17 protein-coding genes are annotated in these 16835 nt (G+C 70.4%); 14 read left to right on the plus strand and 3 right to left on the minus strand.

What is annotated here, in order from left to right:
- Positions 1-110: 110 nt before the first annotated feature.
- The 4 genes from OG329_RS35720 (at position 111) to OG329_RS35735 (ending at position 3153) form a co-directional block, all read left to right on the plus strand.
- The gene (locus OG329_RS35720; RefSeq protein WP_405800766.1) at positions 111-563 is read left to right on the plus strand and encodes a pyridoxamine 5'-phosphate oxidase family protein; all 453 of its coding nucleotides are present in this window, start codon (positions 111-113) and stop codon (positions 561-563) included.
- A gap of 90 nt (positions 564-653) precedes the next feature.
- Positions 654-1304, plus strand: a complete 651-nt coding sequence (locus tag OG329_RS35725; RefSeq protein ID WP_405800767.1) for a TetR/AcrR family transcriptional regulator — start codon at positions 654-656, stop codon at positions 1302-1304.
- 42 nt (positions 1305-1346) lie between these two features.
- Entirely contained in the window at positions 1347-2702 is a 1356-nt protein-coding gene (locus OG329_RS35730) for an FAD-binding oxidoreductase (protein WP_405800768.1), read from the plus strand.
- Between the two features lie 55 nt (positions 2703-2757).
- The gene (locus OG329_RS35735) at positions 2758-3153 is read left to right on the plus strand and encodes a signal peptidase I (protein WP_405800770.1); all 396 of its coding nucleotides are present in this window, start codon (positions 2758-2760) and stop codon (positions 3151-3153) included.
- Here the strand turns inward: OG329_RS35735 and OG329_RS35740 are convergent.
- Positions 3105-3779 (minus strand): NADPH-dependent F420 reductase, encoded by a 675-nt coding sequence (locus OG329_RS35740; RefSeq protein WP_405802195.1) that lies wholly within the window; start codon positions 3777-3779, stop codon positions 3105-3107. The genes OG329_RS35735 and OG329_RS35740 overlap by 49 nt on opposite strands.
- Before the next feature lie 89 nt (positions 3780-3868).
- Here OG329_RS35740 and OG329_RS35745 point away from each other — a divergent pair, with 89 nt between their 5' ends.
- The 5 genes from OG329_RS35745 to OG329_RS35765 all read left to right on the plus strand — a co-directional run bounded on the left by OG329_RS35745 (position 3869) and on the right by OG329_RS35765 (position 9034).
- On the plus strand, positions 3869-4303 hold the full coding sequence (locus OG329_RS35745) for a winged helix-turn-helix transcriptional regulator (protein WP_405800772.1): 435 nt from the start codon (positions 3869-3871) through the stop codon (positions 4301-4303).
- Positions 4304-4372: 69 nt separating this feature from the next.
- Entirely contained in the window at positions 4373-5056 is a 684-nt protein-coding gene (gene rpe / locus OG329_RS35750; RefSeq protein WP_405800773.1) for a ribulose-phosphate 3-epimerase, read from the plus strand.
- A 102-nt stretch (positions 5057-5158) separates the two neighbouring features.
- Complete coding sequence (locus tag OG329_RS35755) at positions 5159-6208, plus strand: sugar-binding transcriptional regulator (protein WP_405800775.1); 1050 nt, start codon at positions 5159-5161, stop codon at positions 6206-6208.
- Positions 6209-6600: 392 nt separating this feature from the next.
- On the plus strand, positions 6601-8043 hold the full coding sequence (locus OG329_RS35760) for a GuaB1 family IMP dehydrogenase-related protein (protein WP_405800776.1): 1443 nt from the start codon (positions 6601-6603) through the stop codon (positions 8041-8043).
- Positions 8044-8161: 118 nt separating this feature from the next.
- Positions 8162-9034 (plus strand): RNA polymerase sigma factor SigF, encoded by an 873-nt coding sequence (locus tag OG329_RS35765; RefSeq protein ID WP_405800777.1) that lies wholly within the window; start codon positions 8162-8164, stop codon positions 9032-9034.
- 86 nt (positions 9035-9120) lie between these two features.
- Here the strand turns inward: OG329_RS35765 and OG329_RS35770 are convergent, their stop codons facing one another.
- Positions 9121-9519: an ATP-binding protein gene (locus OG329_RS35770; RefSeq protein ID WP_405800779.1), complete on the minus strand. Its 399-nt coding sequence runs from the start codon at positions 9517-9519 to the stop codon at positions 9121-9123.
- A gap of 155 nt (positions 9520-9674) precedes the next feature.
- On the opposite strand from OG329_RS35770, the gene OG329_RS35775 reads away from it, so the two are divergent.
- Positions 9675-11156: an amino acid permease gene (locus OG329_RS35775; RefSeq protein WP_405800780.1), complete on the plus strand. Its 1482-nt coding sequence runs from the start codon at positions 9675-9677 to the stop codon at positions 11154-11156.
- Positions 11157-11178: 22 nt separating this feature from the next.
- Positions 11179-11634: an Lrp/AsnC family transcriptional regulator gene (locus OG329_RS35780; RefSeq protein ID WP_078078353.1), complete on the plus strand. Its 456-nt coding sequence runs from the start codon at positions 11179-11181 to the stop codon at positions 11632-11634.
- A gap of 93 nt (positions 11635-11727) precedes the next feature.
- Here the strand turns inward: OG329_RS35780 and OG329_RS35785 are convergent, their stop codons facing one another.
- Entirely contained in the window at positions 11728-12333 is a 606-nt protein-coding gene (locus OG329_RS35785) for a Repetin (protein ID WP_405800782.1), read from the minus strand.
- A gap of 311 nt (positions 12334-12644) precedes the next feature.
- Here OG329_RS35785 and OG329_RS35790 point away from each other — a divergent pair, with 311 nt between their 5' ends.
- The 3 genes from OG329_RS35790 to OG329_RS35800 all read left to right on the plus strand — a co-directional run bounded on the left by OG329_RS35790 (position 12645) and on the right by OG329_RS35800 (position 16819).
- Positions 12645-13460, plus strand: a complete 816-nt coding sequence (locus OG329_RS35790; protein ID WP_405800783.1) for a carbon-nitrogen hydrolase family protein — start codon at positions 12645-12647, stop codon at positions 13458-13460.
- A gap of 58 nt (positions 13461-13518) precedes the next feature.
- The gene (locus OG329_RS35795) at positions 13519-15240 is read left to right on the plus strand and encodes a flavin monoamine oxidase family protein (RefSeq protein WP_405800784.1); all 1722 of its coding nucleotides are present in this window, start codon (positions 13519-13521) and stop codon (positions 15238-15240) included.
- Between the two features lie 286 nt (positions 15241-15526).
- Positions 15527-16819: an alginate lyase family protein gene (locus tag OG329_RS35800; protein ID WP_405800786.1), complete on the plus strand. Its 1293-nt coding sequence runs from the start codon at positions 15527-15529 to the stop codon at positions 16817-16819.
- Positions 16820-16835: the final 16 nt, after the last annotated feature.

The following is a 16835-nucleotide window of genomic DNA, read 5'->3' on the forward strand; positions in this document are numbered from 1 at the left end:
GGGGGCTCTTGGGGCAGGGCGATCCCCTGGATCTACAGCGTAGGAAAAGATTCCTACGCTGTAGACTGTCGATGTGACAGCGGCATCCCACCGACGAGAGGCTTCACGGCATGGCGACGTGGCAAGAGATCCGGAGCCGGCAGCCGGAGTTCGCGGACAAGGTCTGGGCGTGTTTCGCGAGGGGCGTCAACAAGACGATCGCGACCCTGCGCGAGGACGGCTCGCCCCGTATCAGCGCGATTGAGCTGGAGCTGAACGACGGCCAGATCACGCTGGGGATGATGGGCGGATCGGTCAAACTCCGCGACGCCCGACGCGACCCGCGCGTCGCCGTCCACAGCCCCACGGTCGAGCCCGCGGAGGACGGGACCTGGCATGGAGACGCCAAACTCTCCGGAGTCCTCGTGGAGACGCCGGCCCCGGCGGGGAACACGCATGTCGGCGCGGGCTTCTTCCGGATCGACATCCGGGAAGTCGCACTCACCTGTCTCGGCACCCCCGCCGACCACCTGGTGATCGAGTCCTGGGACACGGAACACGGTTGGCGGCGCAGGACGCACTGAACCGGTCGCCGCCACGCGCAGGCGCGCTGTGCGGCGTCCACCGGGAAATCAACACCGTAGGAATCTATTTCTGCGCTGTAGAGTGCCGACGTGGCAACGGAATCGGACACAGGATCAGCCAAGGCCAGGAAGCGCGGCCGTCCCGCCGCCGGCCAGTCAGGACTGACAGTTGACCGGATCCTCACGACCGCCCTCGCGCTCGTGGACGAGCAGGGTCTCGAGGCGCTGAGCATGCGCCGGCTGGCCGGGCAACTGGGCGTGGATCCCATGTCGATCTATCACCATCTGCCGAACAAGGCCGCGGTCGTCTCCGGGCTCGTGGAACTCGTCTTCTCACGGATGGAGTCGCCGCGCGCCGTGGCCGGTGACTGGGCCGAGCAGGTACGGGCCTGGGTGAACGCCTACCAGGGCCTGACCCGCCGTCACCCCCGCCTCGTACTTCAGATCGTCACCGACCCCGTGGCCGTCACCCAGGCGGCGGAGATGATCAATGGGCCGCTGCACGCGGCGCTGACCTCGGCCGGGGTACCGGCGGACAAGATCGACGCATGCGTCGGTATGTTCGTCGACTTCGCCAACGGGTTCGCCCTGGCAGGGCTTGAGCCGCCGTCGCCCGTCCCGGCCGGGAATCCCCCGGAGAATCCCCCGCGGTCCCACTTCGACCTCGCGATGGACGTCATGATCCTCGGCCTTCGCGCACTCACCGCCGGGCGCGACGCCACACGACACGCGCGGATCTGATTCCTTCATAACCGGGCCCGGCCCGCCCCCTACGTTGCACGGATGAGTACGGACAGTCCCCCGAGCCGCCGACAGGGCGAGCAGGGATACGACGAAGCGCGGCGGGGGCTGAACCGCGCGGCCGAGTCACGGCCGGCCTATGTGGTCGTGGCGCGCGACGAACAGGATGTCGTCGCTGCCGTCAGGCTGGCCGCGAAGCGGAAGCGCCCCGTGGGAGTCATGGCCACCGGGCACGGCCCGAGCCTGCCCGCCGACGACGCCGTGCTCGTCAACACCGGGCGGATGGACGGCGTGGCGGTCGACGTCCCCGGTGCGACGGCGTGGATCGAGGCCGGGGCACGGTGGCGCCACGTGCTCGAGCGCACCGCCCCGCACGGGCTGGCCCCGCTCAGCGGCTCGAGCCCCGCCGTGGGGGCGGTCGGCTATCTGGTGGGAGGCGGAGTGGGGCTGCTGGGCCGTCGCTTCGGATTCGCCGCGGACCATGTACGGCGGCTGCGCCTGGTCACCGCCGACGGCCGGTTGCGTGACGTCACCGCCGAGGAGGAACCCGACCTGTTCTGGGCGGTACGCGGCGGCAAGGACAATTTCGGGCTGGTCGTGGGCATGGAGGTCGATCTGTTCCCGGTCTCCAGGCTGTACGGCGGGGGCCTCTACTTCGAGGGCGCGGCCACCGCCGACGTACTGCACGCCTACGCCGAGTGGACCCGGCACCTGCCCGAGGAGATGGCCTCCTCGGTGCTGCTGACCCACAACCCCGACCCGTCCGGCGTGCCGGACGCACCGCGCGGGCGGTTCATCGTCCACCTCCGCATCGCCTACAGCGGCCCGGCGGCGGACGGCGAGCGCCTGGTACGGCCGCTGCGCGAACTCGGCGGGGTCGTCCTGGACACCGTGCGGGACATGCCGTACGCCGAGGTCGGCAGGATCTACCACGAGCGCACGTCCGAGCCCTACCGGGAGTACGACCGCAACCTGCTGCTGAGCGAGCTGACCGGCGACACCGTCGACGCGCTCGTCGCCCTGGCCGGACCGGACGCGGGAGCACCGTTCGTCACCGAACTGACCCATCTCGGCGGTGCGTACGCCCGCCCGCCGAAGGCCGGCAACTGTGTGGGCGGTCGCGACGCCGCCTTCTCACTCTTCACGGTCACCGTCCCGGACCCCGGGAACCTGCGGCGCCGTGACGAGCTGCTGGCGCATCTGCGCCCGTGGGGCACCGGGGGGATCAATCTCAACTTCGCCGGCGTCGAGGACGCCGGCCTCGCCCGCGTACGCGCCGCCTACGCACCGGCCGACTTCGACCGGCTGCGCGCCGTCAAGGCCCGCCACGACCCCGGCAACATGTTCCGCGTGAACTTCAACATTCCGCCCGGGGATGCCACGGGCCGGGCGGGGTGACCGCCCCCTCGGTGGCTCCGTCCGGGGGCGCCGACGGGTGCTAGCGTCCGGCCGGATGAACGACAGCGTGTACGTGGGAAACGCGGGCGACGACGCGGCACTGGACCGTGGATGGCTCCTCGGACACTTCAAGGACGCCGGGGATCCTCGTCACAGCGAGGCCGTCGAGATCAAATGGGGCGTTCATCCGCGCGGTGACGAGCGGACGCGGTGGGTGCGTGGCGAGGAACGGACAGCCCTCCTCGTACTCATCAGCGGTCGCTTCCATGTCGAACTCCCCGGCCGCAGCGTGCTTCTGGCACAGCAGGGCGATTACGTCGTCTGGGGTCGCGGAGTCGACCATTCCTGGTTCGCGGAGGAAGAGTCGGTGGTGCTGACGGTTCGCTGGCCGTCCGTACCGGGTTACGCGGTGACTGAGGAGGACGGCCCGGCGGCCGGTCCGGCCGCGTAGGCCAGCGGCGGCGCGATCGCCTGGGCGTCCGCCCGTTCGCCGACCCACAGCCCGATGAACAGCGCCGCGGTGGCCTCCAGGATCCCGGCCCGGTCCAGCCCGCCGCCGGCCACGGGCTCGCAGCCCACGTCGCGTACCAACTCGTGTACGCGTACGAGGGCCGCCTCGTCGTCCCCGCAGACCGGAACGGCCAGTGGCCGCCCGTCGAAGACGGGTGGCCGCATGCGCCACACATCCTCGTGGCAGATATTGAACGCCTTGACCACGTGGGCCCCCGGTGCCGCCGTGGCCAGTCGCCGCGCCGCCGAGGGGCCGCCTTCCGTCAGCAGCCGGAAGCCCGGCCCGACCGGGTTGGAGCAGTCGAGCAGCACCTTGCCGTCCAGAGGCGCCCGCAGCCCCCGCGCCACATCCGCGCCCACGCCGAAAGGCAGCGCGGCCAGCACCACCTGACCGAACTCGGCCGCCGTCCGCAGACCCACGGGCTCCGCGCCGCCCCCGATACGGGACGCCAGCCGCTCCGCCTTGGCCAAGTCCCGTCCGCCGATGGCCACTTCGTGGCCGGCCCCTACCCAGTGGGTGGCGAGTGCGTCCGCCATGTCGCCCGTCCCCAGCACACCGATTCTCATCATGCGTCCCCTTCCGTGCGTTGCCGCGACGGTGCCCGTATCGACCGTCCACAACGACGCTAGGCGGCCCGTCGGGCACCATTTGGTACGTGACCACCGACGCCTTCCTCGCCGACTGCCGCGCCCGTCTCGCCTTCGACCTGCTCTCGAACACGTGGAACGCCGTGGTGATCTGGGCGCTGCGCGACGGTCCCCGGCGCCCCGTCGAACTGCGCGAGCGGATCGGGGGCATCAGCTCCAAGGTCCTCACCGAGACGCTGCGGCGGCTGCGCTCCAACGGACTGGTGGAACGGCACGCGTATCCGGGAGCACCGCCACGGGTCGAGTACCGGCTCACCGCCCTGGGACGGACCTTGCTGGCCCCCATCGACGCCGTCGGGGCGTGGGCCTTCGAGCACGGCGACGAGGTCGTGGCCGCGCAGGACGCGGATCGGGAAGCGGATCGGGAAGCGGATCGGGAAGCGGATCGGGAAGCGGACGAGTGCACTCCACGGTCCCCGAGGTCCCCAAGGCCCCGCGGCTGAGGAAGCCTTCGTGGACTCCCCGCGCGAGACGAGGCGAGGAAGTCGCCCGGAGCATGGCAGGCTTGGCACATGGCTCAGATCAACCCCAGCATCCTGTCCGCCGATTTCGCACGTCTGGCCGAGGAGGCGAAAGCGGCCGAAGGGGCCGACTGGCTCCACGTCGACGTCATGGACAACCACTTCGTGCCCAATCTGACCCTCGGTGTGCCGGTGGTCGAAGCGCTCGCACGAGCCACGGAGACCCCGCTGGACTGCCATCTGATGATCGAGGAGCCCGACCGCTGGGCGCCCCAGTACGTCGAGGCGGGCGCCGGGTCGGTCACCTTCCACGTCGAGGCCGCGGCGGCCCCCGTACGGCTGGCGCGCGAGATCCGTGCCAAGGGCGCGCGCGCCTCGATGGCGCTGAAGCCCGCGACACCCGTCGAGCCGTACGAGGACCTGCTCCCCGAGCTGGACATGCTGCTGATCATGACGGTGGAGCCGGGCTTCGGCGGTCAGGCGTTCCTCGACATCATGCTGCCCAAGATCCGCCGTACCCGTGAGCTGATCTCCAAGCACGGCCTCGAGCTGTGGCTCCAGGTCGACGGCGGTGTCTCGGCCGCCACCATCGAACGGTGCGCGGAGGCGGGCGCCGACGTCTTCGTCGCGGGTTCGGCCGTGTACGGGACCGACGACCCGGCAGCAGCCGTGCGGATGCTGCGCCACCAGGCCGACGAGGCGACCGCCTCGGCCGGCTGGGCCTGCGCCCACTGAGGCACAACTTCACGCGGCCACCGGGCCACGGCTGTATGAACGGCGCCCGGCCGGGCTGATCAGGGACTGTCGAATCTGACAGGATGAGAGCGCGTCCAGAGTGTGAACAGAAGTGAGGAGATCGCGGTGTCTGGTATGTCGGCGGGTCGCCCGGCCCTGCGCATGGGACCCGCGGAATTGGTGCAGGCCGCGGCCATGGCCCGCCGCTTCTATCTGGAGGGCAAGTCCAAGATCCAGATCGCCGAGGAGTTCGGCGTCAGCCGCTTCAAGGTGGCCCGGGTCCTGGAGACCGCGCTCGAACGTGACCTCGTGAGGATCGAGATCCGCGTCCCGGCCGAGCTGGACGCCGAGCGTTCCGACGCCCTGCGCGCCCGCTACGGCCTGCGGCACGCCGTCGTCGTGGAATCGCCCGCCGAGGCCGCCGACGAGTCGCCCGACCCCGAGAATCTTGGCGAGGTCGCCGCCGACCTCCTCGGTGAGCTGGTCGTGGAGGGCGACGTCCTGGGCCTGGCCTGGGGCCGCTCCACCATCCATATGGCCGCCGCGCTCGACCGGCTGCCGCCCTGCACCGTCGTGCAGTTGACCGGTGTGTACGACGCGGGCACCGCCGAGCGCGGTTCGGTCGAGGCCGTACGGCGCGCCGCCCAGGTCTCCGGCGGCGAGGCGCACCCGATCTACGCCCCGATGCTGCTGCCTGACCCGGCGACGGCCGCCGCGCTGCGCAGCCAGCCCGGTATCGCCCGCGCCTTCGACTACTTCGACAAGGTCACCGTCGCCGCCGTCTCCATCGGCTCCTGGGAGGCGGGGATCTCCACGGTCCACGACATGATCACCGACGAGGAGCGCTCGCACTACGCCTCCCTCGGGGTCGAGGCCGAGATGTCCGCGCACCTGTTCGACGCGGAGGGTCGACGGGTCGGACGTGACCTGGGCGAGCGGTGCATCACGGTCGAGGCCGACCGGCTGCGCCGTATCCCCGAGGTCGTCGCGATCGCGGGCGGCCAGCGCAAGGGCGCGGCGATCGGAGCCGTACTGCGATCCGGACTCGTCACCAGCCTGGTCACCGACACCGCCGCCGCCGACTTCCTGCTGCACGACTTCGAGCCCGGCCCCCGCCCGGCCCTGGAGCGCAAGGATCCGGACGGCGAGTAACCGGCCGGAGTTCGGCTGAGCGGAACGCGCACACGCAGGTCAAGAGCCAAGGTCCCGCCCGGTGGGCGGGACCTTTTTTTGCTGCGTTCGGCAGCAGCCGCCTCGGGCGGCGGTTCACCGATCGTCAAGGAACCCGCCTCTCCAGGCCAACGCCCCTCGGGACGGCGGGAGGCCGCCTCGTCGCAACCGTCGACGGCAGCTCCTGGCGCTTGGTCGAAGATACGGGCGCCGGTGCCGAAGGTTTGGCGGATCGCACACAGAAGCGGGTGCCGGTTCGCCTGGGCGTGGTGGCATCGGTGATGATGGCCTAGGAGCCGCAGCCCGATCCCGTGCTGGTTCGGTGCTGACTTCCCACCCGCCCTGTACGTATACCTGCTGGTGAGAGAGTTGGCATGCGCTTCCTCAATGATCTGAAGCCGCCGTACGACCTGACGTACGACGATGTGTTCATGGTGCCCAGCCGCTCGGCCGTCGGCTCCCGCCAAGGCGTGGACCTCGCCGCGCCGGACGGCACCGGGACCACGATCCCCCTCGTCGTCGCCAACATGACGGCGATCGCGGGCCGCCGGATGGCCGAGACCGTCGCCCGGCGCGGCGGCCTCGTCGTCATCCCGCAGGACATCCCGATCGAGGTCGTCGCCGAGGTCGTCTCCTGGGTCAAGACGCGGCATCTCGTGCTCGACACCCCCATCGTCCTGGCGCCGACGCAGACGGTCGGTGACGCCCTGTCCCTGCTGCCCAAGCGGGCGCACGGGGCCGGGGTCGTGGTCGATGTCGACCTGCGTCCGGTCGGGATCGTCACCGACCACGATCTGACCGGGGTCGACCGGTTCACCCAACTGTCCGAGGTCATGTCGAAGGACCTGCTGCTCATCGACGCGGACATCGACCCGAGCGAGGCGTTCGACACGCTGGACGAGGCCAACCGCAAGCTCGCCCCGGCCGTCGGCGCCGACGGCCAACTGGTCGGCATCCTGACCCGTAAGGCCGCCCTGCGCGCCACGCTCTACACCCCGGCCACCGACGCGGACGGCCGGCTCCGGATCGCCGCCGCCGTGGGCATCAACGGCGACGTCGCGGGCAAGGCCGCGCAGCTCCTCGCCGCCGGGGTCGACACGCTCGTGGTCGACACCGCCCACGGCCACCAGGAGTCGATGCTCACGGCGATCAGGGCCGTGCGGGCGCTCGACCCGAAGGTGCCGATCGTCGCGGGCAACATCGTGGCCGCCGAGGGCGTACGCGATCTCATCGAGGCCGGCGCCGACATCGTCAAGGTCGGTGTGGGCCCCGGCGCCATGTGCACCACGCGCATGATGACCGGGGTGGGCCGGCCGCAGTTCTCCGCCGTGCTGGAGTGCGCCGCCGAGGCGAAGAAGTACGGCAAGCACGTGTGGGCGGACGGCGGTGTCCGGCACCCGCGCGATGTGGCGATGGCGCTGGCCGCCGGCGCGTCGAACGTCATGATCGGTTCCTGGTTCGCCGGTACGTACGAGTCGCCCGGCGACCTTCAGCAGGCCGCCGACGGACGGCTCTACAAGGAGTCCTTCGGCATGGCCTCCGCGCGCGCCGTGCGGAACCGCACCAGCGAGGAATCGGCCTACGACCGGGCCCGCAAGGCGCTGTTCGAGGAGGGCATCTCCACCTCGCGGATGTTCCTGGACCCGGCGCGGCCCGGCGTCGAGGACCTGATCGACTCGATCATCGCCGGGGTCCGGTCCGCGTGCACCTACGCCGGGGCCAACTCGCTCGAGGAGTTCGCGCGGAAGTCGATCGTCGGCGTGCAGAGCGCGGCCGGTTACGCGGAGGGCAAGCCCCTTCACGCGAGCTGGAGTTAGAGCCGCCGCGCGGGCCCCGACCCCGACCGGCATATCCCGGTCGGGGTCCGGGAGACATGACTGGGTTACGACTGGGTACACGGGCTGTGCACTGTCCAACAGAGCAGGGGAGGACACAGTGTCCACGGCGAGCACGGTCCCGACCGACACCATCCCGTACGGAACCCACCACGCCGACACGGCGGAACTCGGTCTGCCGTACGTGGAGTGCCCGGGAGATGTGGCACCCAAGGACGCACGGGAGATTTCGCGGAGCTTCTTCGTCCGGTTGGCGGAGCTGGAGGAGGGCACGCACGATCACCAGTACGTGCGCAACACCCTGATCGAGCTGAACCTGGCCCTGGTGCGGTACGCGGCGACGCGTTTCAGGAACCGCTCGGACCAGATGGAGGACATCGTCCAGGTCGGCACCATCGGCCTCATCAAGGCGATCGACCGCTTCGAGCTCAGCCGCGAGGTGGAGTTCGCGACGTTCGCCGTCCCGTACATCGTCGGTGAGATCAAGCGGTTCTTCCGCGACACGAGCTGGGCCGTGCATGTGCCGCGCCGGCTCCAGGAGTTGCGGATCGATCTGGCCAAGGCGACGGACGAACTGTCGCAGCGCTTCGACCGCGCGCCGACGACGGCCGAACTCGCCGACCACCTCGGCCTGGGCGAGGACGAGATCGTCGAAGGCGTCGTCGCGAGCAACGGCTACACGGCCGGTTCTATCGACCTGCCGAGCGACGACACCGCCGATTCGTCATCGCCGCTGTCCGACCGACTCGGCGCGCCCGACGCGCAGTTGGAGGCGGCGGAGAACGTACAGGCGCTCAAGCCGCTGCTCGACGAGCTGGACGACCGCGAGAAGTGGATCCTCCAGATGCGCTTCGGCGCGGAGATGACGCAGTTGGAGATCGGGCATGAACTGGGCGTCTCCCAGATGCATGTGTCACGGCTGCTGTCACGGATCACCGGACGGCTGCGCGAAGGGCTGCTGGCCGTCGAATGAGTCGCGGGTGACGAAGGCTGGTGGGGACGGTCCCGGACGCGGGCCGTCCCCACCGCCGTTCGTACGCCTACGTGATACGGGACGGATCAGCAGACCCGTGCCTCAGCCGCCGGGCGGTCCCAGACCGCCTGCACCCGCTTGCCCTCGGGCAGCGGCCTGATCTCCACCCGGCCCGCCAGCTTCAGCACCATGGGCCAGCCGAATCCGCCACCGCCGCCGAAGTCGGGGTCGCGCGGGACGGGCAACTGCGGGCTCGAATCGTCGATCTCCACGACCAACGACTCCTGCTCGGCGGTGAGATGGAGCCGCCACCAGCCGGAGGTGTGCCGGACGGCGTTCGCCACGAGTTCGGAAATGACGAGGAGCACCGCGTCCGGATCGGCCCAGGGGCAGTGCTGCGTCAGGAAGTCGGCGGCGACCGTACGGGCGGACGCGGTGTCCCGGTGCGGTGATTCCACGATCACCATGTGCGGCTGTTGACTCATCTCACTCGCTCGCCTACCCCGTTCTCGGGCATCCATGAAGCCCCACACCGGGGAGCCGCAGGCCGAAATGTTACGCCGCCCCCGCGCTCGTGGCTCGCCCGCCCGGCAGGCGGCCTTCTGGGAGGCTGACCGCAGGAACCCCGAGGGAGTCACCCGTGCCGGACAACGGCGCCGCACCACCCCCCGCCCCCGCACCGGGGCCCGGCCGCCCGGCACTCGGCGCCCGGCTGCTGTGGCGCAAACCCGTCGACCAGCTCGTCGCCGAGAGCGGCCACGGCCAAGGCGGATCGCTGCGCCGTTCGCTCGGGTTGTGGCAACTGACGATGATCAGCATCGGCGCCACCCTCGGCACCGGGATCTTCGTCGTCCTCGGCGAGGCCGTCCCCAAGGCCGGACCCGCCGTCACCCTCTCCTTCGTCCTCGCCGGGCTGACGGCGCTGTTCTCCGCCCTCTCGTACGCCGAACTGGCCGGCACCATCCCGGTGTCCGGCTCCTCCTACTCGTACGCCTACGCGACCATGGGCGAGATCGTGGCCTGGATCTGCGGCTGGTGTCTGATCCTGGAGTACGGGGTGTCTGTCGCCGCGGTCGCCGTCGGCTGGGGCCAGTATCTGAACGAACTCCTCGACGGCACGATCGGCGTCACCATTCCCGACGCGCTCTCCTCGCCGCCCGGCGACGGCGGTGTCTTCAACTTCCCGGCCCTGCTGGTCGTCCTGCTCGCCATGACCTTCCTCCTCGGCGGCGCGCGGGAGTCCGCGCGGGTCAACACGGTCATGGTCACGGTGAAGATCGCCGCGCTGCTGCTGTTCTGCGCCGTCGCCTTCCAGGGGGTCAAGGCGGGCAACTACACGCCGTTCATGCCGCTCGGGGTGGCCGGGGTCAGCGCGGCGGCGGGCTCGCTGTTCTTCTCGTACATCGGCTTCGACGCCGCGTCCACCGCCGGTGAGGAGGCCAGGAACCCGCAGCGGGACCTGCCGCGCGCCATCATGCTCTCGCTGTTCATCGTCACCGTGCTGTACGTCCTGGTGGCGGCGGTCGCGGTCGGCGCCCGGCCGTGGCGCGACTTCTCGGACTCCGAGGCGGCACTGGCCGGCGTCCTGCGCGATGTCAGCGGCAGCGACGTCTGGGCCGTGCTGCTCGCCGCCGGCGCGGTCGTCGCCATCGCGAGCGTCGTTCTGACGGTCCTGTACGGGCAGACCCGCATCCTGTTCGCGATGTCCCGCGACGGCCTGGTGCCGAGGATCTTCGCGAAGGTCCATCCCACGACCGGCGCCCCGCGCGCCAACACCGTGATCGTCGCGCTGTTCTGCGGGGTGCTCGCCTCCGTCGTCCCGCTCGGCCAACTGGCCGACGCCACCAGCATCGGCACGCTGTTCGCGTTCGCCCTCGTCAACGTCTCCGTGGTCGTGCTGCGGCGCACCCGGCCGGAGATACGGCGCGGCTTCCGTGTCCCGCTGTCGCCCGTCGTACCCGCCATCGGCTTCGGGCTCTGCCTCTATCTGATGGCCGGTCTCGCGGAGATCACCTGGGTGGTCTTCGGAATCTGGATGGCCGTCGGGCTCATGGTCTACTTCGGATACGGGGCGCGCCGCGCCCGGCCGGCCTCGCCAGAACCACCACCCGCAGAGAAGTGATCCGAGAAGTGACCGACCCGCAGTGCGACTGAACAAGCTGGACGAACGCATCGTGCACGCCCTCGCCGAGGACGCCCGCCGCTCCTTCGCGGACATCGGCTCCGAGGTCGGCCTCTCGGCGCCCGCCGTGAAGCGGCGGGTCGACCGGCTGCGCGCCGAGGGCGCCATCACCGGCTTCACCGTACGGGTGGACCCGGCCGCGCTCGGCTGGGAGACCGAGGGGTTCGTGGAGATCTACTGCCGCCACAAGACCTCGCCCGAGGACATCCGGCGCGGTCTGTCGCGCTACCCGGAGGTGGTGTCCGCGTCGACCGTCACGGGCGACGCCGACGCCGTGGTCCAGGTCTTCGCCTCCGACATGCGCCACTTCGAGCGGGTGCTCGAACAGATCGCGGGGGAGCCGTACGTGGAGCGTACGAAGTCGGTACTGGTGCTCTCACCGCTGCTCAGACGCTTCTCGTCGGGCGCGCCGGGCTGACGCCGGGCCCAGCGCACCGGGCCGATACCGAACGGCACGGCGCCGGGGCTCCCGTCCCCTCGCGCGGGAGCCCCGGCCGTCACCGTGCGCCGCTCAGAGCTTCGGCTCCCAGGGCAGCACCTTGAAGTCGCCGGTGCCCGCCTTGACCTTCTCGAACGGCGCGGAACTCACGCACTTCGGCATCGGTCCCTGGTCGGCCGGACTGCCGGTGGAGGCCCAGCTATAGCCGAGCCGGTCCCCGCGCCCCAGATCGTGCACCGTGACACCGACCCGCTCGCCCTCGGCACCCGGCAGGTCCGACTTGGTGACGATGCCGCTCACGACGGCCACCTTCCCGCCGGTCAGCAGGCAGTCGACCTTCACTTCGGCCGAGGCGCCGAAGTCGTCCAGATAGTGGCTGAAACGGAAGGTGCCGGTGGCCTTGGTCGGGTCGTCGGTGTCCTTGGCCGCGAGGTGTGCGTCGAAGGTGAAGGTGATGTCGTCACCGAGCGAGCGGTACAGCTTGGCGGTGCCGGTGAGGGCCGCCGCCTCGCGCGTCGTGCTCCGGTCGCTCGCCCCGGTGCCGGCGCCGGTGCCGGTACCGGGGCCGTCCCATGCCACCGCCGATCCGCCGGTGACGACCAGGGCGGCGACCAGCAGTGCGGCCCCCACCGCCGTGGCGCGGGTGCGGGTGCTGCGTGACGGTGTGCCAAGACTCATGGGAATCCCTTTCTCGGGAGTACCGGTGTCCCGGTACCGATGTCATGCGCCCGGTGCCTCCCGGGCTTGATCACCCTCCCGCGCCGGGCCTCTCCCGGGCGTCATGCCACGGTCGCCACCGGCTCCGCCGCACGGCGGAGAACCGCGTCCGACCAGCCCTTGTCCCGGCGGCGCAACGAATCGCCGCGAAACGGCCCGAACACGCAACGATTGCCCCGCCCACACGCAACACAGGCGCCTTGCCGCCGCGGAAGTCGGAGCCGTACCGTCGAAGTCGTCCCCCGAAACCCCATGACGTCCCGAGGTCAGCCATGCCGTCGTCACGTATCGCCCTGCTCCAGAGCTCCGGCCGGCCCGGCGACGCCGTGAAGAATCTTGAGATCATCGCGGGCGCGGCCCGCGAGGCGGCGGCCGGCGGGGCCGGGCTGCTGGTCTGCCCCGAGATGTTCCTCACCGGCTACGCCATCGGCCCGGACGTGTCGCGACTGGCCGAGAGCGCGGACGGTCCGGCCGCCGAGGCCGTGGCCCGGATCGCGGCCGAGCACGGCGTCGCGGTCCTGTACGGCTACCCGGAGCGGTCCGGCGCGAACTCGCCGCTGTACAACGCCGCGCGGCTCATCGGCCCGGACGGCTCCGCCCTCGCCGACTACCGCAAGACCCATCTCTTCGGCGGCTTCGAGCGGGAGTGGTTCACCCCCGGCGACATCCCGGTCGTACAGGCCGAACTCGGCGGTCTGCGGGTAGGGATCATGATCTGCTACGACGTCGAGTTCCCGGAGAACGTACGCGCCCACGCCCTCGCCGGGACCGATCTGCTGCTGGTGCCCACCGCTCAGATGCACCCCTTCCAGTTCGTCGCCGAATCGGTCGTGCCGGTGCGCGCCTTCGAGAACCAGATGTATGTGGCGTACGTGAACCGGACAGGTCCCGAGGGGGACGGCGGGTCCGCGTTCGAGTTCGTCGGGCTGAGCTGTCTGGCCGGGCCGGACGGCACCACCCGCGCACGTGCGGGACGCGGCGAGGAGCTGCTGTTCGGCGACGTCGACCCCGAGCTGCTGCGGGCCTCACGCGCCGCCAACCCGTATCTGAGCGACCGGCGCCCCGGGATGTACGGCGCGCTGAACTGACCGCCGCTCGCCCCTGCCCCTCGTCGCTCACGCCATTCCCGCAAGGAGTCCGTACCCCATGACGTCCACGGTGCCCACCTCCGTCCCGCACACCGAGGACCGGCCGCCGGCCGGTCTGCCGCCGATCACCATGTTCGGTCCGGACTTCCCGTACGCCTACGACGACTTCCTCGCCCACCCCGCCGGCCTCGGCCAGATACCGGCGACCGAGCACGGCGCCGAGGTCGCGGTCATCGGCGGGGGTCTGTCGGGCATCGTCGCCGCGTACGAGCTGATGAAGATGGGCCTGCGGCCGGTGGTGTACGAGGCCGACCGGATCGGCGGCCGGCTGCGTACCGTCGGCTTCGACGGCTGCGACCCCGAACTGACCGCCGAGATGGGCGCGATGCGCTTCCCGCCGTCGTCCACCGCGCTCCAGCACTACATCGACCTGGTGGGCCTGGTCACCGAGCCGTTCCCCAACCCCCTTGCCCCCGGCACCCCTTCGACCGTCGTGGACCTCAAGGGCGAGTCGCACTACGCGCGGACGATCGACGACCTGCCGCAGGTCTACCGCGACGTCATGACCGCCTGGAACACCTGTCTGGAGGAAGGCGCCGACTTCTCCGACATGAACCGCGCCATGCGCGAACGCGACGTACCGCGCATCCGGGAGATCTGGGCGCGGCTCGTGGACAAGCTCGACAACCAGACCTTCTACGGCTTCCTCTGCGACTCCGACGCCTTCAAGTCCTTCCGGCACCGCGAGATCTTCGGCCAGGTCGGCTTCGGAACGGGCGGCTGGGACACCGACTTCCCCAACTCCATCCTGGAGATCCTGCGCGTCGTCTACTCCGAGGCCGACGACCACCACCGCGGCATCGTCGGCGGCAGCAGCCAACTGCCGCTACGGCTCTGGGAGCGCGAACCCGCCAAGATCACGCACTGGCCGCTCGGCACCTCGCTCTCCTCGCTGCACGGCGGCGCGCCGCGCGGCGCCGTGACCAAACTGCACCGCACGGCGGGGGACCGGATCACCGTCACCGACGCCTCCGGGGACATCCGTACCTACCGCGCCGCCGTCTTCACCGCGCAGTCCTGGCTGCTGCTTTCGAAGATCGACTGCGCCGACTCGCTCTTCCCGATCGACCACTGGACGGCGATGGAGCGCACCCACTACATGGAGTCGTCCAAGCTGTTCGTGCCGGTGGACCGGCCGTTCTGGCTGGACGAGGCCGTGGACGACAGGGGCGAGCCGACCGGGCGCGACACGATGTCGATGACCCTCACCGACCGGATGACGCGCGGCACGTACCTCCTGGACAACGGGCCCGACAGACCGGCCGTCATCTGCCTCTCCTACACCTGGGCCGACGACAGCCTGAAGTGGCTGCCGCTGTCGGCGAACGAGCGGATGGAGGTCATGCTGAAGTCGCTGGGCGAGATCTATCCTGGGGTCGACATCCGCGAGCATGTCATCGGCAGCCCGGTGACGGTGTCATGGGAGAACGAGCCATATTTCATGGGCGCGTTCAAAGCGAACCTGCCGGGCCACTACCGCTACCAGCGCCGGCTGTTCACCCACTTCATGCAGGACAGGCTGCCCGCCGACAAACGTGGGATCTTCCTGGCGGGGGACGACATCTCGTGGACGGCGGGGTGGGCGGAGGGCGCCGTGCAGACCGCGCTCAACGCCGTGTGGGGTGTGATGACCCACTTCGGTGGCGCTTCGGACGCGACGAATCCGGGGCCGGGGGACGTGTACGACGAGATCGCGCCGGTGGAACTGCCCGAGGACTGACGGAACCTGCCGCCGTGCCCGCTCTGGCGGCGCTGCCGCTCGCCGGCCGGGCCGTGCTCCTCACGACTGTCGCGGACGCGCCCGATGCCCGACGCGACGACCTCGTCGCGCTCGCGGACACCGAGACAGGATAGCTGGACATCGTAGCTCCGGACGAGCTCTGCTCCGAAGTTCGCGTCACTGAATCCTGTCCGAGTGATTGTCCGTTCACATGTCGTACCTCTACGCTCGCAGCTCGCACGGTCTTGTTCATGAACATCATTCATATACATGATGGGAGTGCTCGATGAGGAGCAGAACCCCTCGGCGCCTCGGCGCCCTGCTCGCCGTCTCGGCGGCCCTGGCCGCCGTCCTCCTGCCCGCGACGTCCTCGTCCGCCGGTGAAGCCCGGCACGGCGACGCCCGTAAGGCCCCCGCGACGGTCGTCATCGACGGGCAGCGCATGCAGGACGCCAAGGCCCGCCTAGACAGGGGCGACCCCGCGCTGCGCGAGACGGTGGGCCAACTCACCGCCACCGCCGACAAGTACCTGAACCAGGGCCCCTGGACCGTCACCGACAAACCCAAACCGGCGCCCAGCGGCGATCCGCACGACTACCTCAGCCAGGCACCGTACTGGTGGCCGACGCAGCCCAAGACCGAGGAGAATCCCTGGGGTTGCCCGTACGTCCAGCGCGACGGCGAGCGCAACCCCGAGGTCGACACGGGCACCGACCGCCCCGACATCGGGAAGGTGTTCAACTCCACCACCAGCCTCAGCCTCGCCTGGTACTACACGGGCGAGAAGAAGTACGCGGAGCACGCCGCCAAGATCCTGCGCACCTGGTTCGTCGACCCGGCGACCCGGATGAACCCGAATCTGAACCACGGGCAGTTCATCCCGTGCAAGTACGAGGGCCGCGCGATCGGGATCATCGACTTCTCGCAGCAGTACACGAGCGTGCTCGACGCGCTCGCGATCCTTCAGACCGGCGCTCCGGGCTGGACCAAGGCCGACCGGGCCGGCATGCGGGCCTGGAACGAGGACTTCCTCGACTGGCTCGTCAACTCCCCCTTCGGCAAGGAGGAGTCGGCGGCCCAGAACAACCACGGCACCTTCATGGACATGCAGGTCGCCGGTCTCGCGCTCGCCACCGGCGACAAGGCTCTCGCCCGCAAGGTCGTCAAGGACGCGCGGGCCAAGCGGATCGACACCCAGATCAAGGGCGACGGCACCCAGCCGCAGGAGCTGGCCCGCACCCGCAGCTATCACTACTCGACGTTCGCGCTGGTCGCCTACACCCGGCTCGCCGACATAGGCGAACACGTCGGCGTGAACCTCTGGGACCACAGGGGGCCGGACGGCCAGAGCCTGTTCAAGGCCGTCGAGTATCTGCTGCCGGCCGCGACCGGCAGCGCCCCGTGGCCGCATCCGGAGCTGGACTTCGACCGGTACGCGGCGAGCGACATCGTCCACGCCGCGGCCGACGCCGGCAACAAGAAGGCGAAGGCCGCTGTACCCCTGCTGGAGGAGCCACCCCTGGGCGACCTCTGGGCGCTGCGGCCGGCCGCGGAACAGCTCGACTCGATCGCGCCCTGAGTGAATCGGTTCGCCG

The organism is Streptomyces sp. NBC_01506, assembly GCF_045040295.1.
In the GTDB taxonomy this organism is placed as follows: Bacteria; Actinomycetota; Actinomycetes; order Streptomycetales; family Streptomycetaceae; genus Streptomyces.

Bases quoted from the DNA above. Each gene is read 5' to 3' on its own strand.
- OG329_RS35720 (WP_405800766.1), top strand. From the start codon at position 111: ATGGCGACGTGGCAAGAGATCCGGAGCCGGCAGCCGGAGTTCGCGGAC.
- OG329_RS35730 (WP_405800768.1), top strand. From the start codon at position 1,347: ATGAGTACGGACAGTCCCCCGAGCCGCCGACAGGGCGAGCAGGGATAC.
- OG329_RS35735 (WP_405800770.1), top strand. From the start codon at position 2,758: ATGAACGACAGCGTGTACGTGGGAAACGCGGGCGACGACGCGGCACTG.
- OG329_RS35740 (WP_405802195.1), bottom strand. From the start codon at position 3,779: ATGAGAATCGGTGTGCTGGGGACGGGCGACATGGCGGACGCACTCGCC.
- rpe (WP_405800773.1), top strand. From the start codon at position 4,373: ATGGCTCAGATCAACCCCAGCATCCTGTCCGCCGATTTCGCACGTCTG.
- OG329_RS35760 (WP_405800776.1), top strand. From the start codon at position 6,601: ATGCGCTTCCTCAATGATCTGAAGCCGCCGTACGACCTGACGTACGAC.
- OG329_RS35770 (WP_405800779.1), bottom strand. From the start codon at position 9,519: ATGAGTCAACAGCCGCACATGGTGATCGTGGAATCACCGCACCGGGAC.
- OG329_RS35785 (WP_405800782.1), bottom strand. From the start codon at position 12,333: ATGAGTCTTGGCACACCGTCACGCAGCACCCGCACCCGCGCCACGGCG.
- OG329_RS35790 (WP_405800783.1), top strand. From the start codon at position 12,645: ATGCCGTCGTCACGTATCGCCCTGCTCCAGAGCTCCGGCCGGCCCGGC.
- OG329_RS35795 (WP_405800784.1), top strand. From the start codon at position 13,519: ATGACGTCCACGGTGCCCACCTCCGTCCCGCACACCGAGGACCGGCCG.
- OG329_RS35800 (WP_405800786.1), top strand. From the start codon at position 15,527: ATGAGGAGCAGAACCCCTCGGCGCCTCGGCGCCCTGCTCGCCGTCTCG.